The 19,524-nt window shown below is 71.5% G+C and carries 16 protein-coding genes, 1 tRNA gene and 1 riboswitch; of the genes, 13 read left to right on the top strand and 4 right to left on the bottom strand.

Annotated elements, in window-relative coordinates:
• Positions 1-60 precede the first annotated feature (60 nt).
• The 10 genes from ABZ117_RS05155 (at position 61) to ABZ117_RS05110 (ending at position 11,559) form a co-directional block, all read left to right on the top strand.
• A complete protein-coding gene (locus ABZ117_RS05155) occupies positions 61-1,044 on the top strand; it encodes a nucleoside triphosphate pyrophosphohydrolase (protein WP_356817525.1) in 984 nt (327 codons plus the stop codon).
• 298 nt (positions 1,045-1,342) lie between these two features.
• A complete protein-coding gene (locus ABZ117_RS05150; protein ID WP_356817523.1) occupies positions 1,343-2,614 on the top strand; it encodes a cytochrome P450 in 1,272 nt (423 codons plus the stop codon).
• 162 nt (positions 2,615-2,776) lie between these two features.
• Entirely contained in the window at positions 2,777-3,859 is a 1,083-nt protein-coding gene (locus tag ABZ117_RS05145; protein ID WP_356817521.1) for a transglycosylase family protein, read from the top strand.
• A gap of 182 nt (positions 3,860-4,041) precedes the next feature.
• Positions 4,042-4,221, top strand: a riboswitch (cyclic di-AMP (ydaO/yuaA leader).
• Positions 4,222-4,225: 4 nt separating this feature from the next.
• Positions 4,226-4,945 (top strand): transglycosylase family protein, encoded by a 720-nt coding sequence (locus ABZ117_RS05140; protein WP_356817520.1) that lies wholly within the window; start codon positions 4,226-4,228, stop codon positions 4,943-4,945.
• A 334-nt stretch (positions 4,946-5,279) separates the two neighbouring features.
• On the top strand, positions 5,280-6,569 hold the full coding sequence (gene eno, locus ABZ117_RS05135; RefSeq protein WP_356817518.1) for a phosphopyruvate hydratase: 1,290 nt from the start codon (positions 5,280-5,282) through the stop codon (positions 6,567-6,569).
• Positions 6,570-6,710: 141 nt separating this feature from the next.
• A complete protein-coding gene (locus ABZ117_RS05130; RefSeq protein ID WP_356817516.1) occupies positions 6,711-7,187 on the top strand; it encodes a septum formation initiator family protein in 477 nt (158 codons plus the stop codon).
• A 50-nt stretch (positions 7,188-7,237) separates the two neighbouring features.
• The gene (locus ABZ117_RS05125) at positions 7,238-7,774 is read left to right on the top strand and encodes a DUF501 domain-containing protein (protein WP_356817514.1); all 537 of its coding nucleotides are present in this window, start codon (positions 7,238-7,240) and stop codon (positions 7,772-7,774) included.
• Positions 7,771-8,739 carry a Ppx/GppA phosphatase family protein gene (locus tag ABZ117_RS05120; protein WP_356817512.1) on the top strand — a complete coding sequence of 323 codons (969 nt, stop codon included), beginning with the start codon at positions 7,771-7,773 and terminating at the stop codon, positions 8,737-8,739. The genes ABZ117_RS05125 and ABZ117_RS05120 overlap by 4 nt, the downstream gene beginning before the upstream one ends.
• 444 nt (positions 8,740-9,183) lie before the next feature.
• Complete coding sequence (locus tag ABZ117_RS05115) at positions 9,184-10,563, top strand: NAD(P)/FAD-dependent oxidoreductase (RefSeq protein WP_356817510.1); 1,380 nt, start codon at positions 9,184-9,186, stop codon at positions 10,561-10,563.
• A gap of 228 nt (positions 10,564-10,791) precedes the next feature.
• Complete coding sequence (locus ABZ117_RS05110) at positions 10,792-11,559, top strand: hypothetical protein (RefSeq protein ID WP_356817508.1); 768 nt, start codon at positions 10,792-10,794, stop codon at positions 11,557-11,559.
• 52 nt (positions 11,560-11,611) lie between these two features.
• Here the strand turns inward: ABZ117_RS05110 and ABZ117_RS05105 are convergent, their stop codons facing one another.
• Positions 11,612-12,370, bottom strand: coding sequence for a hypothetical protein (locus ABZ117_RS05105; protein WP_356817506.1), 759 nt, complete (start codon positions 12,368-12,370; stop codon positions 11,612-11,614).
• Positions 12,371-12,611: 241 nt separating this feature from the next.
• Here ABZ117_RS05105 and ABZ117_RS05100 point away from each other — a divergent pair, with 241 nt between their 5' ends.
• Entirely contained in the window at positions 12,612-13,913 is a 1,302-nt protein-coding gene (locus tag ABZ117_RS05100) for a cyclopropane-fatty-acyl-phospholipid synthase family protein (protein WP_356817504.1), read from the top strand.
• 53 nt (positions 13,914-13,966) lie between these two features.
• Here ABZ117_RS05100 and ABZ117_RS05095 read toward each other — a convergent pair whose 3' ends face one another.
• Complete coding sequence (locus ABZ117_RS05095) at positions 13,967-16,495, bottom strand: FtsX-like permease family protein (protein WP_356817502.1); 2,529 nt, start codon at positions 16,493-16,495, stop codon at positions 13,967-13,969.
• On the bottom strand, positions 16,495-17,295 hold the full coding sequence (locus ABZ117_RS05090; protein ID WP_356817500.1) for an ABC transporter ATP-binding protein: 801 nt from the start codon (positions 17,293-17,295) through the stop codon (positions 16,495-16,497). The genes ABZ117_RS05095 and ABZ117_RS05090 overlap by 1 nt, the downstream gene beginning before the upstream one ends.
• Positions 17,296-17,712: 417 nt before the next feature.
• Here ABZ117_RS05090 and ABZ117_RS05085 point away from each other — a divergent pair.
• Both ABZ117_RS05085 and ABZ117_RS05080 read left to right on the top strand, forming a co-directional pair.
• A tRNA-Leu gene (locus ABZ117_RS05085) sits at positions 17,713-17,796 on the top strand.
• Positions 17,797-18,321: 525 nt separating this feature from the next.
• Complete coding sequence (locus tag ABZ117_RS05080) at positions 18,322-19,200, top strand: Bax inhibitor-1/YccA family protein (protein WP_356817498.1); 879 nt, start codon at positions 18,322-18,324, stop codon at positions 19,198-19,200.
• Between the two features lie 75 nt (positions 19,201-19,275).
• On the opposite strand, the gene ABZ117_RS05075 is transcribed toward ABZ117_RS05080, so the two are convergent.
• Positions 19,276-19,506, bottom strand: a complete 231-nt coding sequence (locus ABZ117_RS05075) for a DUF4287 domain-containing protein (RefSeq protein ID WP_356817497.1) — start codon at positions 19,504-19,506, stop codon at positions 19,276-19,278.
• Between the last annotated feature and the right edge of the window lie 18 nt (positions 19,507-19,524).

Here is a 19,524-nt window from a genome sequence, read left to right as displayed (position 1 = left end):
ACTCCTCGGCCCTGTGGACAACGCAATCCGTTCGCTCCCGCCGTGGGTTACGTTCGGATCGTGAACGAAACCAGCCGCGAGACCGCTGCCGCCCCCGGCCGCGTCGTCCTGCTCACCACCAGCCACCGCGTCGCCCCCGGCCTGCTGTCCTGGCCCGCCTGGCAGGCCCTGCGCGCCGCCGACGCCGTGCTGTGCGCGGACGGCGCGCATCCGCAGCTGCCGTATCTGCGGGAGGCGGGGATAGCGGTGGCGCGGACGGCGCCCACCGCGCAGGAGCTGGTCGACGCGTGCGCCGGCGGACGGACGGTGGTGGTCGTGGCCACCGGCGAGGGCGAGCCGGCCCTCACCGACGGCCTGGCCCGGCTGGCCGGCACCGGCCGGACCGCCATGCCCGACCTGGAGCTGCTGCCCGCCTCGTACGACCTGCCGGGCGCCCGCCTCCTGGACCTCGTGCAGGTCATGGACCGCATCCGTGCGGAGTGCCCGTGGTCGTCCCGGCAGACCCACGAGGGCCTGGCGAAGTACGGCATAGAGGAGGCGTACGAACTGGTCGAGGCGATCGAGGCCGGTGACCGCGAGGAGCTGCGCGAAGAACTGGGTGACGTCCTCCTCCAAGTCGTCTTCCACTCCCGGATCGCCGAGGAGCACCCGGACGCGCCGTTCTCCGTCGACGACGTCGCCGGCGGCATCGTCGCCAAGCTCGTCCACCGGCACCCGCACGTCTTCGGCGACGAGACGGCCGAGACCCCGGAGGACGTCAAGGAGCACTGGCTGCGCACCAAGGCCGAGGAGAAGCGGCGCACCTCGGTCACGGACGGCGTACCCCTCGGCCAGCCCGGCCTGGCCCTCGCCGCCAAGCTCGCCTCCCGCGCCCGCACGGCGGACCTGGACGTCCCCCTGCCGCGCGGCGAGGGCATCGGGTACGAACTGCTGGCGCTGGCGGTCCGCGCCGAGGCGGCCGGCGTCGACCCCGAGGCGGCGCTGCGGGCGGCGGCGCGGGTGTACCGGGACGCGATACGGGCCGCTGAGGGCCTGTCCGCTTAATGTCATCGCCCCAATGATGTCCTCGCCCCGACGGACGGGTGCGAGGCGCGCGGGGGCCGGTGCGGAACGGGAGAAGGAGCCGCCCACGCCAAGCGACACCAGGTCCGCTGCCACACCGGCAAGGCCCGAACGGGGAAGCAGGGGAGTAACGGGGAAGCCAGGGGAGTAAGGGGGGAGGGGCAGGGGATTGGGGAAAGAGGGTCGCAGGGCAGCCGCCGCTGAGCCGGAACGGCATGCTGCAAGCGCTTGCGGCGTCACCCCGCCGCGCGTCCCCCGGTGAGCCGGATACCGTCGGGGAGTGACCGACCAGCTCCGCCCCGACGGCCCGGCGCCCGCCCTCTTCACGTGGGAGTTCGCCACCGACCCCTACCCCGCCTACGCCTGGCTGCGCGAGCACGCCCCCGTGCACCGCACGCGGTTGCCGAGCGGGGTCGAGGCCTGGCTCGTCACCCGGTACGCCGACGCCCGGCAGGCCCTGGCCGACCAGCGGTTGAGCAAGAACCCGGCGCATCACGACGAGCCCGCGCACGCCAGGGGCAAGACCGGCATCCCCGGCGAACGCAAGGCCGAACTGATGACGCATCTGCTGAACATCGACCCGCCGGACCACACCCGGCTGCGCAGGCTGGTCAGCAAGGCGTTCACCCCGCGCCGGGTCGCCGAGTTCGCGCCCCGGGTGCAGCAGCTGACCGACGACCTCATCGACCGGTTCGCGGCATCGGGATCCGCCGACCTCATCCACGAGTTCGCCTTCCCGCTGCCCATCTACGCCATCTGCGACCTGCTCGGCGTCCCGCGCGAGGACCAGGACGACTTCCGGGACTGGGCGGGCATGATGATCCGGCACGGCGGCGGGCCCCGGGGCGGCGTCGCCCGGTCGGTGAAGAAGATGCGCGGCTATCTCGCCGAGCTGATCCACCGCAAGCGCGCTGCCCTGCCAGCCGACCCGGCGCCCGGCGAGGACCTGATCTCCGGCCTGATCCGGGCCTCCGACCACGGCGAGCACCTCACCGAGAACGAGGCCGCCGCGATGGCCTTCATCCTGCTGTTCGCCGGCTTCGAGACGACGGTCAACCTCATCGGCAACGGCACCTACGCCCTGCTCACCCACCCCGAGCAGCGCCTGCGGCTCCAGGAGTCCCTGGCGCGCGGGGAACGGGACCTGCTGGAGACCGGCGTGGAGGAACTGCTGCGCTACGACGGCCCGGTGGAGCTGGCCACCTGGCGGTTCGCCACCGAGCCGCTCACCATCGGCGGGCAGGACATCGCTCCGGGCGATCCGGTGCTCGTCGTGCTGGCCGCGGCCGACCGGGACCCGGAGCGGTTCGCCGGCCCGGACGTGCTCGACCTCGCCCGCCGCGACAACCAGCACCTCGGCTACGGCCACGGCATCCACTACTGCCTCGGCGCGCCGCTCGCCCGGCTGGAGGGCCAGACCGCGCTCGCCACCCTGCTCACCCGCCTGCCCGACCTGCGTCTCGCCGCGGACCCGGCCGAGCTGCGCTGGCGCGGCGGGCTCATCATGCGCGGCCTGCGCACCCTGCCGGTGGAGTTCACACCCACCGCCTGAGACCCACCGCGCCACCGGAAATGACAGACGTTCAACTTTGTGATCTTCACGTGATCTGTGCGGCATTAACTTGTGACAAGTGATCGTCTGCCGATACGTTCACCCCTCAGCGCGGCGGGCACTGTTCGCCGCCGGTCCTGCTGTCGCTCGAAAGGCTTCTGCATGCTCTCCGGGAACGGCCGACACCGTCGCCCCCGCCAGGCTCCGGCCCTCCTCGTCGCGGCCGGCGTGACCGGTTCCGCCATCGCCATTCCGCTCCTCGGTGCCGCGAGCGCCCACGCGGCCGACGGCACCACGTGGGACAAGGTGGCCGAATGCGAGAGCGGCGGCTCCTGGAGCGCGGACCCCGGCAACGGGTACTTCGGCGGCCTCCAGATCTCGCAGGACGACTGGGCCAAGTACGGCGGCAGCCAGTACGCGGCCAGCGCCGACCAGGCCAGCCGCTCCCAGCAGATCGCCGTCGCCGAGAAGATCCTCGCCGCCAAGGGCACCACTCCGTGGGCCACCTGCGCCCTGCTGTCCGGGCTGACCTCGGACTCGGGCTCCGTGGACGTCGACACCGGCGTCGGCGGCACCGGCGGCAGCGGTGACACCGCTGACGCCGGGGGTTCGACCGGCACCTCGGACCCGACCGGCTCGCCGGGATCGACCGGTACGTCCGGCAGTGCCGGTACTTCCGGCACCTCCGGCACGTCCGGCTCGCCGGATTCGCCGTCCTCCACCGGTGCCGGCTCGGACGCCGGCACCGGCTCCGGCTCCTCCTCGGATCCGGCCACCACGCCGACCGCGAAGCCGGGCAAGGGCGCAGGCAAGGCCACCGGGACCAAAGCTCCCAAGTCCGACAAGTCCACTCCGTCGGACGCCGGAACCCCGCAGGCCGGCGGCAGCCCGGCCACGGCCACCCCCGGCGCCGGAAATCCGGACAATCCCCAGCAAGCCGCCGGTTCCTGGAGTCTGGTCGACACCGGCAGCCTGGACGCCGGCGGGCGCCACCGTGGCACGAGTGCGGACGAAACCGTGACAAACGGTCAAAGCCCCGCACTGGCCGGCCGGCACGCCTCCCGGGAGCCGGGCGCCTACACCGTCCACGAGGGCGACACCCTCGGCTCCATCGCCGACTCCCTTGACGTCGACGGCGGATGGCGCGCGCTCTACGCCGGCAACAAGAAGGCCATCGGCGCGGACCCGAACCACATCAGTGCCGGTCAGACCCTCGAAGTCGGGGGCGAAACGGACGCGAAATAGCGAGAATTGACGCCTCATTTGGCGGCTGATGTCCGTTTTGGCGAGAGTGTGGGATGAGTCTCAGAAGCCCTGATCGTCTTTGAAATTCCGGCGATCACGTGTCTACGGTCGAGATCGCTCGTCACCACGAGCCCCGGCAGCCGCAACGCCGAATCCTGCCAGCGGTTGCCCGGGAACAGTCGTCGCGTCAAGCGCCGCAGGCAGGAGCGGGGGACCCAAGGTAAGTGCCGGGACCAGCAGTCGAAGAGGCTGGCACCGGCTGGGGGTGAAGCCGCACCTCGCGTGAGAGCGAGAGGTGCGGCCGGGCAACTCAACCGGCCCGAACCCGACAGCTCACCTCGCAGGCGTCGGTGAGGGGATAGATTCATGCTGTTTTCCGCCAAGGGCAAGCACCGTCGTCCGTCCAAGGCCGTTCGTGCCATCACGCTCGCCGGTGTCACCGGCGCCGCCGTCGCCGCCCCGCTGATGGCGACCGGCACCGCCTCCGCCGCCACCACCTCCGAGTGGGACGCCGTCGCCCAGTGCGAGTCCGGCGGCAACTGGGCCATCAACACCGGCAACGGTTACTACGGCGGCCTTCAGTTCTCCGCCTCCACCTGGGCCGCGTACGGCGGCACGCAGTACGCCGCCACCGCCGACCGGGCCGGCAAGGCGCAGCAGATCGCCGTCGCCGAGAAGGTCCTGGCCGCGCAGGGCAAGGGCGCCTGGCCGGTCTGCGGCACGGGCCTGTCGGGCGCGTCCTCCGGCGGCTCCGCCCCGAGCACCACCTCGGACTCGGCCGGCACCACCACCCGCTCCACCGACCAGCAGACCGCCTCCCGCTCCGCCGAGCGCCCGGCCGCGTCCGCGAGCCAGACCCCGAGCCAGGCCCCGAGCCAGAACAAGAGCAAGACCGTCACTACCCCGACCGGCAAGACGGTCAAGAAGGGCGACGGCGAGTACAAGGTCGTCACCGGTGACACCCTCAGCTCCATCGCCACCGCGCAGCACGTGCGGGGCGGCTGGGCGAAGCTGTTCGAGCTGAACAAGGACATCGTCCAGGACGCCAACCTCATCTACCCGGGTCAGCAGCTGCACCTGAAGTGACCCCCGGCTCCCCGCGAGCCACAGCCCCCTCACACCCGGCCCGCATACCGAGTGCCCCGTGAGGGGGGTCCCGCCCCACGGGCTCCCCGCCCGGTGCGTGTTCCCCCGTACGCACCGAGGCGGGGCTTTTTTCTGCCCGCCGCCCTTCCCCCGCGTCCCGGCCTCTTTTCGACGGGCCCTTTGTTTCGGCAACAAACAAAAGGTACGGTCACCTTGTCCACGGGACGGTCGGTCGGTGGCTGACGCCCCCGGGACGGTTAGGCTCTAGTCGCAAGGCACAGCCGTAAGGCACCCAGCCCGCACTTCCAGCGTCACATCCAAGAAGGAGATGCTCGTGCCGTCCATCGACGTCGTCGTAGCCCGGGAAATCCTGGACTCCCGAGGCAACCCCACGGTCGAGGTCGAGGTCGGCCTCGACGACGGCAGCACGGGTCGTGCCGCCGTTCCGTCCGGCGCCTCGACCGGCGCCTTCGAGGCCATCGAGCTGCGCGACGGTGACCCGAACCGCTACCAGGGCAAGGGCGTCGAGAAGGCGGTCCTCGCCGTGATCGAGCAGATCGGCCCGGAGCTGGTGGGCTACGACGCCACCGAGCAGCGCCTGATCGACCAGGCCATGTTCGACCTGGACGCCACCGACAACAAGGGCTCCCTCGGCGCCAACGCCATCCTCGGCGTCTCGCTCGCCGTCGCCCACGCCGCCTCCGAGGCCAGCGACCTGCCGCTCTTCCGCTACCTGGGCGGCCCGAACGCGCACCTGCTGCCGGTGCCGATGATGAACATCCTGAACGGCGGCTCGCACGCCGACTCCAACGTGGACATCCAGGAGTTCATGATCGCCCCGATCGGCGCGGAGTCCTTCTCCGAGGCCCTGCGCTGGGGCACCGAGGTCTACCACACGCTGAAGAAGGTCCTGAAGGGCAAGGGCCTGTCCACCGGTCTCGGCGACGAGGGCGGCTTCGCCCCGAACCTCGGCTCCAACCGCGAGGCCCTCGACCTCATCCTCGAGGCGATCAAGGAGGCCGGCTACACCCCCGGCGAGCAGATCGCCCTGGCCCTCGACGTCGCCGCCTCCGAGTTCTACAAGGACGGCTCGTACGCCTTCGAGGGCAAGTCCCGCTCCGCCCAGGAGATGACCGAGTACTACGCCGAGCTGGTCGAGGCGTACCCGCTGGTCTCCATCGAGGACCCGCTGTTCGAGGACGACTGGGAGGGCTGGAAGACCATCACCGACCAGCTCGGTGACAAGGTCCAGCTCGTCGGTGACGACCTGTTCGTCACCAACCCCGAGCGCCTCGCCCGGGGCATCGAGGAGGGCGCCGCCAACGCCCTGCTGGTCAAGGTGAACCAGATCGGCTCGCTGACCGAGACCCTCGACGCCGTCGAGCTGGCCCAGCGCAGCGGCTACAAGTGCATGATGTCCCACCGCTCCGGCGAGACCGAGGACGTCACCATCGCCGACCTGGCCGTCGCCACCAACTGCGGCCAGATCAAGACCGGCGCCCCGGCCCGCTCCGAGCGCGTCGCCAAGTACAACCAGCTGCTGCGCATCGAGGAGATCCTCGACGACGCCGCGGTGTACGCGGGCCGCTCGGCCTTCCCCCGGTTCCGCTCCGCGAACCAGTAGGCACAGCGCTCCGCGAACCAGTGAGCACAGCAAGGGCTGAGCCTGCCCGGGCTATGCCCTAGCCAGTCGTACGTACGTCCCCGTACCCGGTCCCGTACCGTGTCCGGGGACGTACGCGCGTGTGACGGGAGGCGGGAAACAATGGCCGTGAAGGACCGTGACCGGTTCTCCACCGCGACCAGGCTGCGGCTGCTCGGCGAGCAGACGGCGGCCCGGGTCTACCGCTCCCAGACGAAACGGCAGGCCCGCCGCTCCCGGCTCACCGGACGCGCGGCGCTGCTCGCGCTCGTGCTGTGCTCGCTGGTCGTCGCCCTCGCCTATCCGATGCGGCAGTACGTCTCCCAGCGCGCGGAGATCGCCGACGTCCAGCGGCAGCAGCGGCAGGCCCGCGAGCGCGTGGAACAGCTGCGCGACCTCAAGGCCCGCTGGCAGGACGACGCCTACGCCGAGCAGCAGATCCGCCGCCGGCTGCACTATGTGATGCCCGGCGAGACCGGGTTCGTCGTCATCGACCCGGGCGCGGCCAGGCAGTCCCGCGCCGACCTCCGGGCCGCCCACCGGCCCTGGTACGCGAACGTCTGGGACGGTGTCGACAAGTCCGACGCCTCCGACCAGTGAGCCGGCGTCAGAGCCGGCACAACGACGAGAAAGCCACCCTGAAAGCAGTCATGGAAACCCCTCCGCCGCCCACTCCGCGCACCGAGCCCACCGACGCGGACGTCGAGGCCTTCAAGCAGCAGCTGGGCCGCCCGCCCCGGGGCCTGAGGGCCATCGCGCACCGCTGCCCCTGCGGTCAGCCGGACGTCGTGGAGACGGCACCGCGCCTGCCCGACGGCACCCCCTTCCCGACGCTGTACTACCTGACGTGCCCGAAGGCGTCCTCCGTCATCGGCACGCTCGAGGCGAACGGCGTCATGAAGGAGATGACCGAGCGGCTCCAGCGCGATCCCGAACTGGCCGCCGCCTACCGGGCCGCGCACGAGGACTACATCCGGCGCCGCGACGAGATCGAGGTCCTCCAGGGCTTCCCGAGCGCGGGCGGCATGCCGGACCGGGTCAAGTGCCTGCACGTGCTCGTCGCCCACTCCCTGGCCGCCGGCCCGGGCGTGAACCCGCTCGGCGACGAGGCCCTGGCGATGCTGCCGCAGTGGTGGCGCAAGGGTGCCTGCGTGACACTCGACGACACCGAGGAGGACGCGAAGTGACCCGCGTCGCCGCCATCGACTGCGGCACCAACTCCATCCGCCTGCTGGTCGCCGACGCCACCGGGGCCGCCGACGGCGCCCCCGGCGCGGGCCCGGCGGCCGAACTGGCCGAGCTGGACCGCCGTATGACGATCGTGCGGCTCGGCCAGGGGGTCGACCGCACCGGCCGGCTCGCCCCCGAGGCGCTGGAGCGCACCTTCGCCGCCTGCCGCGAGTACGCGGACGTCATCAAGGAGCACGGCGCCGAACGCGTCCGTTTCGTCGCCACCTCCGCCTCCCGGGACGCCGAGAACCGGGCCGACTTCGTCCGGGGCGTCGTGGACATCCTCGGGGTCGAGCCGGAGGTCATCACCGGTGACCAGGAGGCCGAGTTCTCCTTCACGGGAGCGACGCGGGAACTGCGGGGCCGCGACGACCTGGCCCTGCCCTACCTGGTGGTGGACATCGGCGGCGGCTCCACCGAGTTCGTCGTCGGCGACGACCGCGTACGCGCGGCGCGGTCCGTCGACGTCGGCTGCGTGCGGATGACCGAACGGCACCTGGTGCACGACGGCAAGGTCGCCGACCCGCCCACCGAGGGGCAGATCGCCGCCATGAGGGCCGACATCGAGGCCGCCCTGGACCTCGCGGAGCAGACGGTCCCGCTGCGCGAGGCGCGCACCCTGGTGGGCCTCGCCGGCTCGGTCACCACGGTGTCCGCGATCGCCCAGGAGCTGCCCGCGTACGACTCCGCGCGCATCCACCACTCCCGCGTCTCGCGCGACCGCGTCCGCGAGATCACCGGGTGGCTGCTGCGCGCCACGCACGCCGAGCGCGCCGCGATCCCGTCGATGCACCCGGGCCGGGTCGACGTCATCGGCGCGGGCGCGCTCGTCCTGCTCGCGATCATGGAGCGGACGGGCGCCGAGGAGGTCGTGGTGAGCGAGCACGACATCCTCGACGGCATTGCGTGGTCGGTGGCGTAGCTCTCTTTTATTACCGAACGGTAGCCATCTGCTGAGCAGGCTGGATAACGTTTGAGCGGCTTGGAGGGCCCCGCGAGGGGCCCTCGGTCATAGGTGCGCGAAAAGGTTCGTGAAGTTCTTCACAAGGAATTCCCTCATGCCGGATGTCAGACAGGGACCCATAGGCCCTTCCGGGGCCCCAAGGGCCGTTTGAACATGTTCAGATGAGAGGTGTGCGGGTGGCCTCGAAGGGCGTGTTCCGGAGGTGTCACGCGACCCTCACGACCGCCGTGTCACGCAGGAGAGGCAGCTCACGCGGCATTGACAACGGCATCGGCCGCCCCGCGGTTCCCCCGCCCGCGCATGACCTGCGTCACGCGAGCCGCGGAGTTTAACACAGGCCCCGTCAGACCTTGTGAAGGGGCGCACGAGCGACCCCCCTTCGGCGGGTGGATACTCGATGGCATGAGCACCACGGAGCGTCCCAGGATCCTCGTAGTAGGCGGTGGGTACGTAGGCCTGTACGCAGCTCGGCGCATTCTCAAGAAGATGCGCTACGGCGAGGCGACCGTCACGGTCGTCGACCCCCGGTCGTACATGACCTACCAGCCCTTCCTCCCCGAAGCCGCCGCCGGCAGCATCTCCCCTCGGCACGTCGTCGTCCCGCTGCGACGCGTGCTGCCGAAGGCGGAGGTCCTCACCGGCCGGGTCACCACCATCGACCAGGACCGCAAGGTCGCCACGATCGCCCCGCTGGTGGGCGAGGCGTACGAGCTGCCCTTCGACTACCTGGTCATCGCCATGGGCGCGGTCTCCCGCACCTTCCCGATCCCCGGCCTCGCCGAGCAGGGCATCGGCATGAAGGGCATCGAGGAGTCCATCGGCCTGCGCAACCACGTCCTGGAGCAGCTGGACAAGGCCGACTCCACCGACGATGAGGAGATCCGCCGCAAGGCGCTCACCTTCGTCTTCATCGGCGGCGGCTTCGCCGGCGCGGAGACCATCGGCGAGGTCGAGGACATGGCCCGGGACGCGGCCAAGTACTACAAGAACGTCTCGCGCGAGGACATGCGCTTCGTCCTCGTCGACGCCGCCGACAAGATCCTTCCCGAGGTCGGCCCCAAGCTCGGCCAGTACGGCAAGGAGCACCTGGAGAGCCGCGGCGTGGAGATCTACCTCTCCACCTCGATGGACTCCTGCGTCGACGGCCACGTGGTGCTGAAGAATGGCCTCGAGGTCGACTCCAGCACCATCGTGTGGACCGCCGGCGTCAAGCCGAACCCGGCCCTCGGCCGCTTCGGCCTGCCCCTCGGCCCCCGCGGCCACGTCGACTGCGAGCCCACGCTCCAGGTCAAGGGCACCGACTACATCTGGGCCGCCGGCGACAACGCCCAGGTCCCGGACCTCGTCGGCCGCAAGGCGGGCAACGAGAACGCCTGGTGCCCGCCGAACGCCCAGCACGCGCTGCGCCAGGCCCGCGTCCTCGGCGACAACGTGATCTCCGGTATGCGGGGCTTCCCGCAGAAGGAGTACGAGCACGCCAACAAGGGTGCGGTCGCCGGTCTCGGCCTGCACAAGGGCGTGGCGATGATCGTCATGGGCAAGATGAAGATCAAGCTCAAGGGCCGTCTCGCCTGGTACATGCACCGTGGCTACCACGGTCTGGCGATGCCGACCTGGAACCGCAAGATCCGCGTCTTCGCCGACTGGACCCTCGGCATGTTCCTCAAGCGCGAGGTCGTCTCCCTGGGCGCCATGGAGAACCCGCGCGAGGAGTTCTACGAGGCCGCCAAGCCGGCGCCGGTCGCCGCCGCCAAGACCGAGGAGAAGGCCAAGGCCTCCTGACCTCGGGGTCACCCCGTACAGCCCGAAGGGGCCGCCTGCCATCCGTGGTGCGGGCGGCCCCTTCGGCGTGCCCGGGCGGCTTCTTCGGCGTGCCCGGGCCGTCGTTCGGCGTGCCTGGGCGGCCGTTCGGCGGGTGCGGGCGGCCGGGCAGACGGTTTTCCCCGTCAGTCAGGTGATCCCCGGGCTCGCCGCCATGCCGGTGAGCGCACCGGGTGGTACACGACGCAGGTGAGCATCCAACCGCCTCCGGGCCCGCCCTCCGGCCCGCCGTCCGGCCCCCTGGGTCCGCCCACCGTCACCCCGCCGCCGCGGCGCCCCTGGTGGCGCAGGTCCGGCGTGCTGGCCGGCGCGGCGGTGGCGGCCGTCGCCGTCGCCGCGGTGGCCGCGCTGGTGCTGACGCGTCACGGCGGCCGGGGCACGCCGTCCGCCGGCACACCGGCGCAGGCCCGGGACATCACCCGCCGGGTGGCCCTGGCGCCGGCGGACTGGGGGCCCGACGCCGTACGGGACGACCCCTACGAGAACGACGACAAGGTGGTGCTCGTCGCCGACGACAGCTGCAAGGTGGTGCGCCAGCCCGGGGTCTACATGCTCGGCTACCTGGACCGCAATGTCCGTAAGAAGGACCTGACCGAGTACGTCACGTCGACGGTCATGGTCTACCGCGGCGCCGGCTTCGCGCAGGCTGACGCCGCCCGGTTCCGGGCGGACGCGCAGCGGTGCGGGAAGGAGGCCGACAGCGGGAGCAAGGCGCGCTGGGAGGACATCCACGAGGTGGACATCTCGACGCTGAAGGGCTTCGACGACGTGGTGTCGGCCGAGGAGGGCCATCTGACCGTCGACAGGGACGGGCGGAAGGCGGACTGGTACTACACGACCGCGACCGGCCGCACCGGACAGTTCCTGCTCCAGGTGACCGTCCTGCGTGACGCCTCCCCGGGCCGGAACCGCGAGGAGGCGCTGAACGCCCTGTCCGTCATGCGCGGCCGCCTGTGACGGCCGCCGGGGCCCGGTCCGCCGTCGGACCGGGCCCCGGGGCGCCGTGCGGTCAGGTGGGCCGGGTGTCGTCGCCGGCCGGCGGCGCCGTGCCACCGCCGGGAGGTGCCGTGTCGCCGCCCGAGGGTGCCGTGCCACCGCCGGGCGGTGCCGTGTCGCCCCCGGACAGGCGGACGCTGTCCATGAGCTGGTCGTAGTCGGCCTGTATGGCGTCCGCCTTGTCGTGGGTGCCGATCACGTACAGCTCGAGCAGATGGTCCTTGACGACGGTGTAGGTGGTGTGGCCGACGGTGCCGTCGGCGGCGACGAGGTCCGCGTCCAGGGTGGGGCTGCCGTCGTCCGTGGCGCCCTTCCGGACGTGGTCACTGCGGAGGACGTCGTCGGGGGACCCGGAGTCGTCGTTGTAGTGGTCCAGGTTCTCCTTCAGGGTGGCCGGGAGGTCGAAGTCGCCTCCGTCGAAGACCGAGAAGCCGATGCCCCCGTAGGCGGTCCGCACCTGATGCGCGCGGCCGTTCTGGTCGTCGAGCCGCTGGGTCTTCGGCTGCCCGGGCAACTGGGCGGTGATCCCGCTCCCTTCGTCGGTGATGTCGGTCCACCGTCCCACCGAGCCGGTGCCGCCGGCCTCGGCGCTGCTGGTGCGGGTCATGGTTCCGGTTCCAATGCCGGTGCCGGTGCCGGCCAGGGCGACGGTGGTGGTGTGCGGAGCCGGCGGCGCGGCGAAGGCGCTGGTGGGCAGCAGCGCGCCTGCGGTGATCACCGTGGTGGACGCGGCGAGCAGGGCGAGGCGCCGGTACGTGGCGGGACGGGTCATGGGGCTGCACTTCCTGGTCTGCGAGGTGGGCGGGGGCCGTGCATCCATTACGGCGCACCTGGCGCCCCGGGTCATGCCGGGAGAACTCGGGACTTGACCGGTGCCGCTCCGGCGCCCACACTCCACCGGCCCCGCGTGTCGGTGACAGCGCACGAAGGGGAATGACGGCGATGTGCGCGATCGTTTGCCAGGAACGGATGCAGACGGTACGGGCCGATTTCCCCTCACGGAGGTGTGCGCCATGGCCGACGCCGCGTCGCGGCTGACGAGTCTTGCCGAGCAGATGTCGGGAGCCCCGCTCCCCCTACGGGTACGGGCCTGGGACGGCTCGCAGGCCGGGCCGCCGGACGCCCCGGCGCTGGTGATCCGCAACCGCCGCGCCCTGCGCCGCATGCTGTTCAAACCGGGCGAACTGGGCCTCGCCCGCGCCTGGGTCTCCGGCGACCTGGACGTCGACGGCGACCTGTACACCGCGCTCGGCGCGATCGCGGGCCTCGTCTGGGAGCGCGGGGAGGACGCCCGTGGCCTGGCCGAGGCCGTACGCGACCCCGCCGTCCGGGCCGCCGCCCGTGACCTGCTGAGGCTGGCCGGTCCGCCCGTCCCGCCCGCCCCGCCGCGCGAGGAGGTCCGCAGACCGCGCCGGGGCCTGCACACCCGGCGCACCGACCGGCGCGCCATCAGCCACCACTACGACGTCGGCAACGACTTCTACGAGCTGGTCCTCGGCCCCTCGATGGTGTACTCCTGCGCGTACTGGGAGGCCGGCACAAGCGGCGCCACCCTGGAGTCCGCCCAGCGCGACAAGCTCGAACTGGTCGCGGCCAAACTCGGGCTGACGGCGGGCCAGCGGCTGTTGGACGTCGGCTGCGGCTGGGGCTCCATGGCCGTGCACGCGGCCCGTGAACACGGGGTGAGCGTCGTCGGGATCACCCTGTCGCAGGAGCAGGCGGCGTACGCCCGTAAACGCGTCGCCGACGAGGGACTGACCGACCGGGTGGAGATCCGGGTCCAGGACTACCGGGACGTCACGGACGGCCCCTTCGACGCGATCTCCTCCATCGGCATGGCCGAACACGTCGGCGCGGAACGGTACCTGGAGTACGCGCGCCGGCTGTACGCGCTGCTGAGGCCCGGCGGACGGCTGCTCAACCACCAGATCGCCCGCCGCCCGCAGGGGGACGAGTCGACGTACCGGCCGGACCGGTTCATCGACGCCTACGTCTTCCCCGACGGCGAACTCGCCCCCATCGGCACCACCGTCACCCAGCTGGAGCGGGCCGGCTTCGAGGTCCGTGACGTGGAGTCCATCCGCGAGCACTACGCCCGCACCCTGCGCCAGTGGGTCGCCAACCTGGAGGCCGGCTGGGACCGGGCGCTGGGGCTCACCGGCTTCGGCCGGGCCCGCGTCTGGCAGCTGTACATGGCCGCCAGCGCGCTCGCCTTCGAACGCAACCGCATCGGCGTAAACCAGGTCCTGGCCGTCCGCACCCCCGAGTCCGGCGCCTCCGGACTCCCGCTGCGCACCCGCACCTGGAACACCTGACACGACGAAATACCCCGCCCCGCCACCGCGGGGCGGGGTCCGTCGCCGTACGGCTACTCGGCCTTGATGGCCGCCAGCATGTTCAGCCGGGCCGCGCGGCGGGCCGGCCACAGGGCGGCCAGCACGCCGACCACCCCAGCCAGCAGCAGGAACACCGCCAACCGGCCCCAGGGCAGCACCAGTTCGTACGTCGGCATCCTCGTGCCCAGCAGCTCGCCGGCCGCCCAGCCGAAGAACACGCCCAGCCCGATGCCGAGCACCCCGCCGAACAGGGAGATCACCAGGGACTCCAGGCGGACCATCCGCTTCACCGCCTTGCGGTCCAGGCCGATCGCGCGGAGCATGCCGATCTCCCGCGCCCGCTCGAATACCGACATGGCCAGCGTGTTGACGACGCCGAGCACGGCGACGATCACCGCCATGGCGAGCAGGCCGTAGACCATGTTCAGCATGAGCGTGAACATCTGCGCGTTCTCGTCAGAGATGTCCCGCTTGTCCTGCACCTTGATCGCCGGGTTGGAGCCGAGGATCCTCTCCAGCCGGTCCTTGGCCGCGCCGGACGCACCGTCCGAGGTCCTGACCATGACCTTCATGTCGGCCGGGTCGGTCAGGTGCGGGGTGAGCACCTTGTCGTCCAGGATGATCCCGCTGAGCAAGTCGTTGCCCTCGTAGACCCCGGCGACCGTCAGCCGCCGCGTCGCGCCGTCCTCGAAGTGCGCGGTGAACCGCGAACCGGCCCGCCAGCCGTGGACACCGGCCACGTCCTCGTCCACGGCGACCCGCGTACCGCCCACGGTGAAGGAGCCGTCGGTCACCTTCAGGTCGGTCAGCCTGCCGATGTCCGCGCCGTCGACACCGGTCAGGAACTCCGTGTCGCCGTCGACGCGGGACTCGCCGTCGCGCAGCGGGCTGCTGGCGGTGACCCCGTCGGCGGCGGCCAGCCTGCGGGCCACGTCGGGGGAGAGCGGGCCGTGGTTGGCCATCGAGACGACGTAGTCCGCGCGGATCGCCGCGCCGGCCATCTTGTCGATCGAGGTCTGGAGGCTGCCCGCCATCACCGTCATACCGGTGATCAGGGTCAGGCCGATCATCAGCGCGGAGGCGGTGGCGGCGGTACGGCGCGGGTTGCGCACCGAGTTCTGGCGGGCCAGCTTGCCCGCCACGCCGAAGACGCGCAGGACCGGGGCGGCGGCCGCGATCAGCGGGCGGGACAGCAGCGGGGTCAGGACGAACACGCCGAGGATCAGCAGGACGGCACCCACACCCATCGGTCCCTGCGCCGCGTCCGCGTCCATCGAGGTGGCCGCGAGGACCACCGCGACACCGGCCCCGGCGCACAGCGCGCCCAGCGTGTTGCGCAGCACCAGCGACTTGGTGGTGGCCTTGGCGTGCACGCTGTTCATCGCGGCCACCGGCGCGATCTTCGCGGCCCGGCGGCCGGGCAGCCAGGCGGCCAGCATGGTGACGAGGACGCCGACCGCGAGAGCGGCCACCACCGTGGCGGGGCTGACCACCAGTGGCCCGTCGGGCACGCTCGCGCCGAAGGAGCCGAGCAGCGCGCGCAGGCCCGCGCCGATGCCGACACCGGCGGCCAGACCGGCGACACCGGCGACCGCGCCCACCGCGAACGCCTCGGCGAGCACCGAGCGGGTGACCTGGCGGCGGGAGGCGCCGACCGCCCGCATCAGGGCCAGTTCCCGGGTGCGCTGGGCGACCAGCATGGTGAAGGTGTTGGCGATGATGAACGTGCCGACGAACAGGGCGATGCCGGCGAACACCAGCAGCGTCTGCCGCAGGCCGCTCATCGACGCGGAGATGGCCCGGGCCTGGTCGTCGGCGAGCTGCCGGCCCGTCGTGGTCTGCACCAGGTGCGCGGGCAGGGCCCGGTCCAGCGTGGCCTTGAGCGCCCGCTGGCTCGTGCCGGCCGCGGCCCGCACGTCGATCTCGTCGTACGTCCCCTTCTTGCCGAACAGCGCCTGCGCGGTCGGGGTGTCGAACAGGACGAGGCTGCCGCCGGCGGCCACGTTGCCGTCGTCGGTGGTGAAGACGCCGCTGACGACCGGGGTGAGGACCGGGCCGTCGACGGACAGGCGCACCCGGTCACCGACCGTGTAACCGGTCCGTTTCGCGGTCGCGGAGTCGATCAGCACCTCGCCCTTCCCGTGCGGCGCCTGACCGCGGACGAGCGGATAGCGGGAGTCCCCGGTGCCCCAGTAGTTGCCGCCGGCGGACTGCCAGTCGCCGCCGACGAGCTTGCCGTCCTTGCCGGCGAGGGCGGTGAAACCGGTGACGACACCGGTGGCGGAGGCGGCCCCGGGGACGTGGGCCGCCTTGTCGAGCAGGGCCGGGGTCAGCTCGGGGGTCCGGCCGACCTTGTCACCCTCGGAGTCCTGGTACTCGGGCCGTACGGCGACGTCCACCTGGTCGAAGCCCTTGGCGGAACTCTTCTGATAGGCGTCGGAGATGGTGTCGGTGAAGACCAGCGTCCCGGACACGAACGCCACGCCGAGCAGGACGGCGAGCACGGTCATCAGGAGGCGGGCCTTGTGCGCGAGGACGTTGCGCAGCGCGGTGCGGAACATCAGCGGGTACGGCCCTTCGCGTCGGACTCGGTGGGCTGGGCGCCGCCCCCGGGGAAACTGCGCATGAGGTCGAGCACGCTGTCGGCGGTCGGGCCGTACATCTCGTCCACGATCCGCCCGTCGGCCAGGAAGATCACGCGGTCGGCGTACGCGGCGGCCACCGGGTCGTGGGTCACCATGACCACCGTCTGGCCCAGCTCGCGCACGGAGTTGCGCAGGAAGCCGAGGACCTCGGCACCGGCGCGTGAGTCCAGGTTCCCGGTCGGCTCGTCCCCGAAGATGATCTCGGGCCGGGAGGCGAGGGCGCGGGCGACGGCCACCCGCTGCTGCTGGCCGCCGGAGAGCTGGGACGGCCGGTGGCTCAGCCGGTCGGACAGCCCGACCATCCGGATGACCCGGTCCAGCCACGCCTTGTCCGGTTTCCGCCCGGCGATGTCCATCGGGAGGGTGATGTTCTCCAGGGCGGTCAGCGTGGGCAGCAGGTTGAACGCCTGGAAGATGAAGCCGATCTTGTCCCGGCGCAACTTGGTGAGCTGCTTGTCCTTCAGGGAGCCCAGCTCGGTGTCCCCGATGCGCACCGACCCCGAGGAGAAGGTGTCCAGACCGGCCACGCAGTGCATCAGCGTGGACTTGCCGGAGCCGGACGGGCCCATGATCGCGGTGAACTCGGCCTGCCGGAAGCCGACGGAGACCTGGTCCAGGGCGACCACACGGGTCTCACCCTGCCCGTAGATCTTGGACAGCTCCGTGGCGCGTGCGGCCACGGCGGTGGTCCGGCCTGCGGTGGGGGTGGTGGTCACGGGACAGTGCTCCTGTCGGGACGACGTCTGTGCGAGGGGACCTGTCCATCGTCCCGGCGCGGAGCGGGCGTGTAGTCAGCCGCTGATCCGGTTCCGGAGGGCGACTCGGGGCGGACGGGGGGCCGCGGTGTCATACCTGGGGAGGACGGACGGCCCCGAGAGGGCGGGCCGGCCGCGCCGGACCGCCGCCCGGTTGCCGAGAACAGGTGGGCCACCCTCGTTCGTACGGTGAAATTCCGTCATTCCGCGTACGGGCGCGTCGGTGTCAGGTCAGGCTGTTGGCACGTGCGGACGGCGCATTCCTTGGGCTGATGCCCCCTCAGGCGCCAATAAAATAAGACAACATCGGTCCAACACTCCGCTGTCCGGGGGATGGGTGCCGATAGGCTCGGATCCTCGAAGCGGAGCCCATGGCCTGCCCGGATGGTGGAAAGCAGACACGGCGAGCTTAAACCTCGCTGCCCCTTCGCGGGCGTGCCGGTTCAAGTCCGGCTCCGGGCACCTACCGTCAAGCACGGCCCGACCAACGGGAACGGCCCTACGGGGCCGTTTTCTCGTCTCCGTTCCGCTCCCGGCGCTCCGGTCCTGCGGGCCGGGAACGCTGCTCGTCCGAGCTGCCGAACAGCGGATCCACCAGCTCCCGCTCCCCATGGCGCGGGTGGGTGGCGGAGCCGGACCAGGTGCACGCCGGCAGATCCACGGCAGAGGAACGAGATCGCTTCAGTGACCGATCGCCTCCCGGGGGCGACTCGCCCGGACGCCACGCGATCGCCGACGCCCGGCCTGCGCGCATCACGTCCTCGCGTGCGGCCGGGACCGACCTCGCCGAGGCGTACACCGGGTTGCCTTTCGATCAGGCGGCGGTTTCGTCAGGGAATGTCATCGTCCGTGGCCGGGAACCGGTCCTGCGCGTAGCGTGTGGCTCAGCACGGCAGGGGAAAGATCCTCCTCAAGTATCATGGTCGATCCTTTGCCAATCCATTACTCTTGAGCCAAGGCTGCGCACGGCAGCCATGGAGGAGTGAAATGAGGAGCAGTAACCCGGTCTTCTCGCGACGGGGGTTCAGCCGCGACAACGGCTACGCCGGCTTCAACACCGCACCGCAGGCCGGGTACGCACAGGGCAACCCCTATGCACAGGGGAACCCCCACGCGCAGAACCCGTACGCCCAGAACCCCTACGCGCGGACCGACGTCCAGAACGGCGCCCCGCCGCAGGCCCCGGTCACCGCCGACCGGATGACCATGGACGACGTCGTCGTCCGCTCGGCCCTCACGCTCGGCACGGTCGCCGTCGGCGCCGTCCTCGCCTGGGCGCTGCTGCCGGTCTCCGGCACCAGCTACGGCCTGGCAGCCGGCTCCGCGCTGATCGCGTTCGTCCTGGCCATGGTCCAGAGCTTCAAGCGCACCCCGTCGCCCGCGCTGATCCTCGGGTACGCCGCGTTCGAGGGCGTGTTCCTCGGCGTCATCAGCGAGATGTACAACAGCCGCTGGAGCGGGGCCCCCTTCCAGGCGGTGCTCGGCACCATGGCGGTGTCGGGCGCGACCCTGCTGGTCTACAAGGCCGGCTGGATCCGCGTCACCGCCCGCTACGCCCGCGTCGGTATCGCCATCGCGATCGCCTTCATGGTGGTCATGGCGGTCAACCTGCTGCTGGTGGCGTTCGGTGTCGCCGCCGACGGCGGTCTGCGCAGCTTCGGCCCGCTCGGCGCGATCATCGGCATCTTCGCGATCCTGCTCGGCGCGTTCTTCCTGACCCTCGACTTCAAGCAGATCGAGGACGGCATCGCCTACGGCGCCCCGCGCAACGAGTCCTGGCTCGCCGCGTTCGGTCTCACCATGACCCTGGTGTGGATCTACGTGGAGATGCTGCGGCTGGTGGCGATCTTCAGCAGCAACGACTAGCGGCCCGACGGTCGTACGCGAAGGGCTCCGGACGCGGTCCGGGGCCCTTCGTCGTCACCGGTGCGGCGGTGCCGGCTAGAGCAGCTTGCGGGCCGCCCTCCGGAGGTCGTACTCGTGCACGAGCGCCTTCGCGTGGCCGTACGCGAGGTCGTACTCGTGCCGGAGCCAGCTGACCTTCTCCTCGAAGCGGAACAGGGCGGGGCCTTCTTCGACGGTGCGCAGCCAGTCGGAGACCTCGCGGCCGGTGCAGTGCGGAATGCGGGCGAGGATGTTGCGGTGGGTCTCTTCGGACAAGACATGGGACATCGGCGCCTCCGAAGGCAA

The sequence above is a fragment of the Streptomyces sp. NPDC006309 genome, assembly GCF_040613095.1.
Taxonomy (GTDB): domain Bacteria; phylum Actinomycetota; class Actinomycetes; order Streptomycetales; family Streptomycetaceae; genus Streptomyces.
This window is presented reverse-complemented; position numbering and strand designations above follow the sequence as displayed.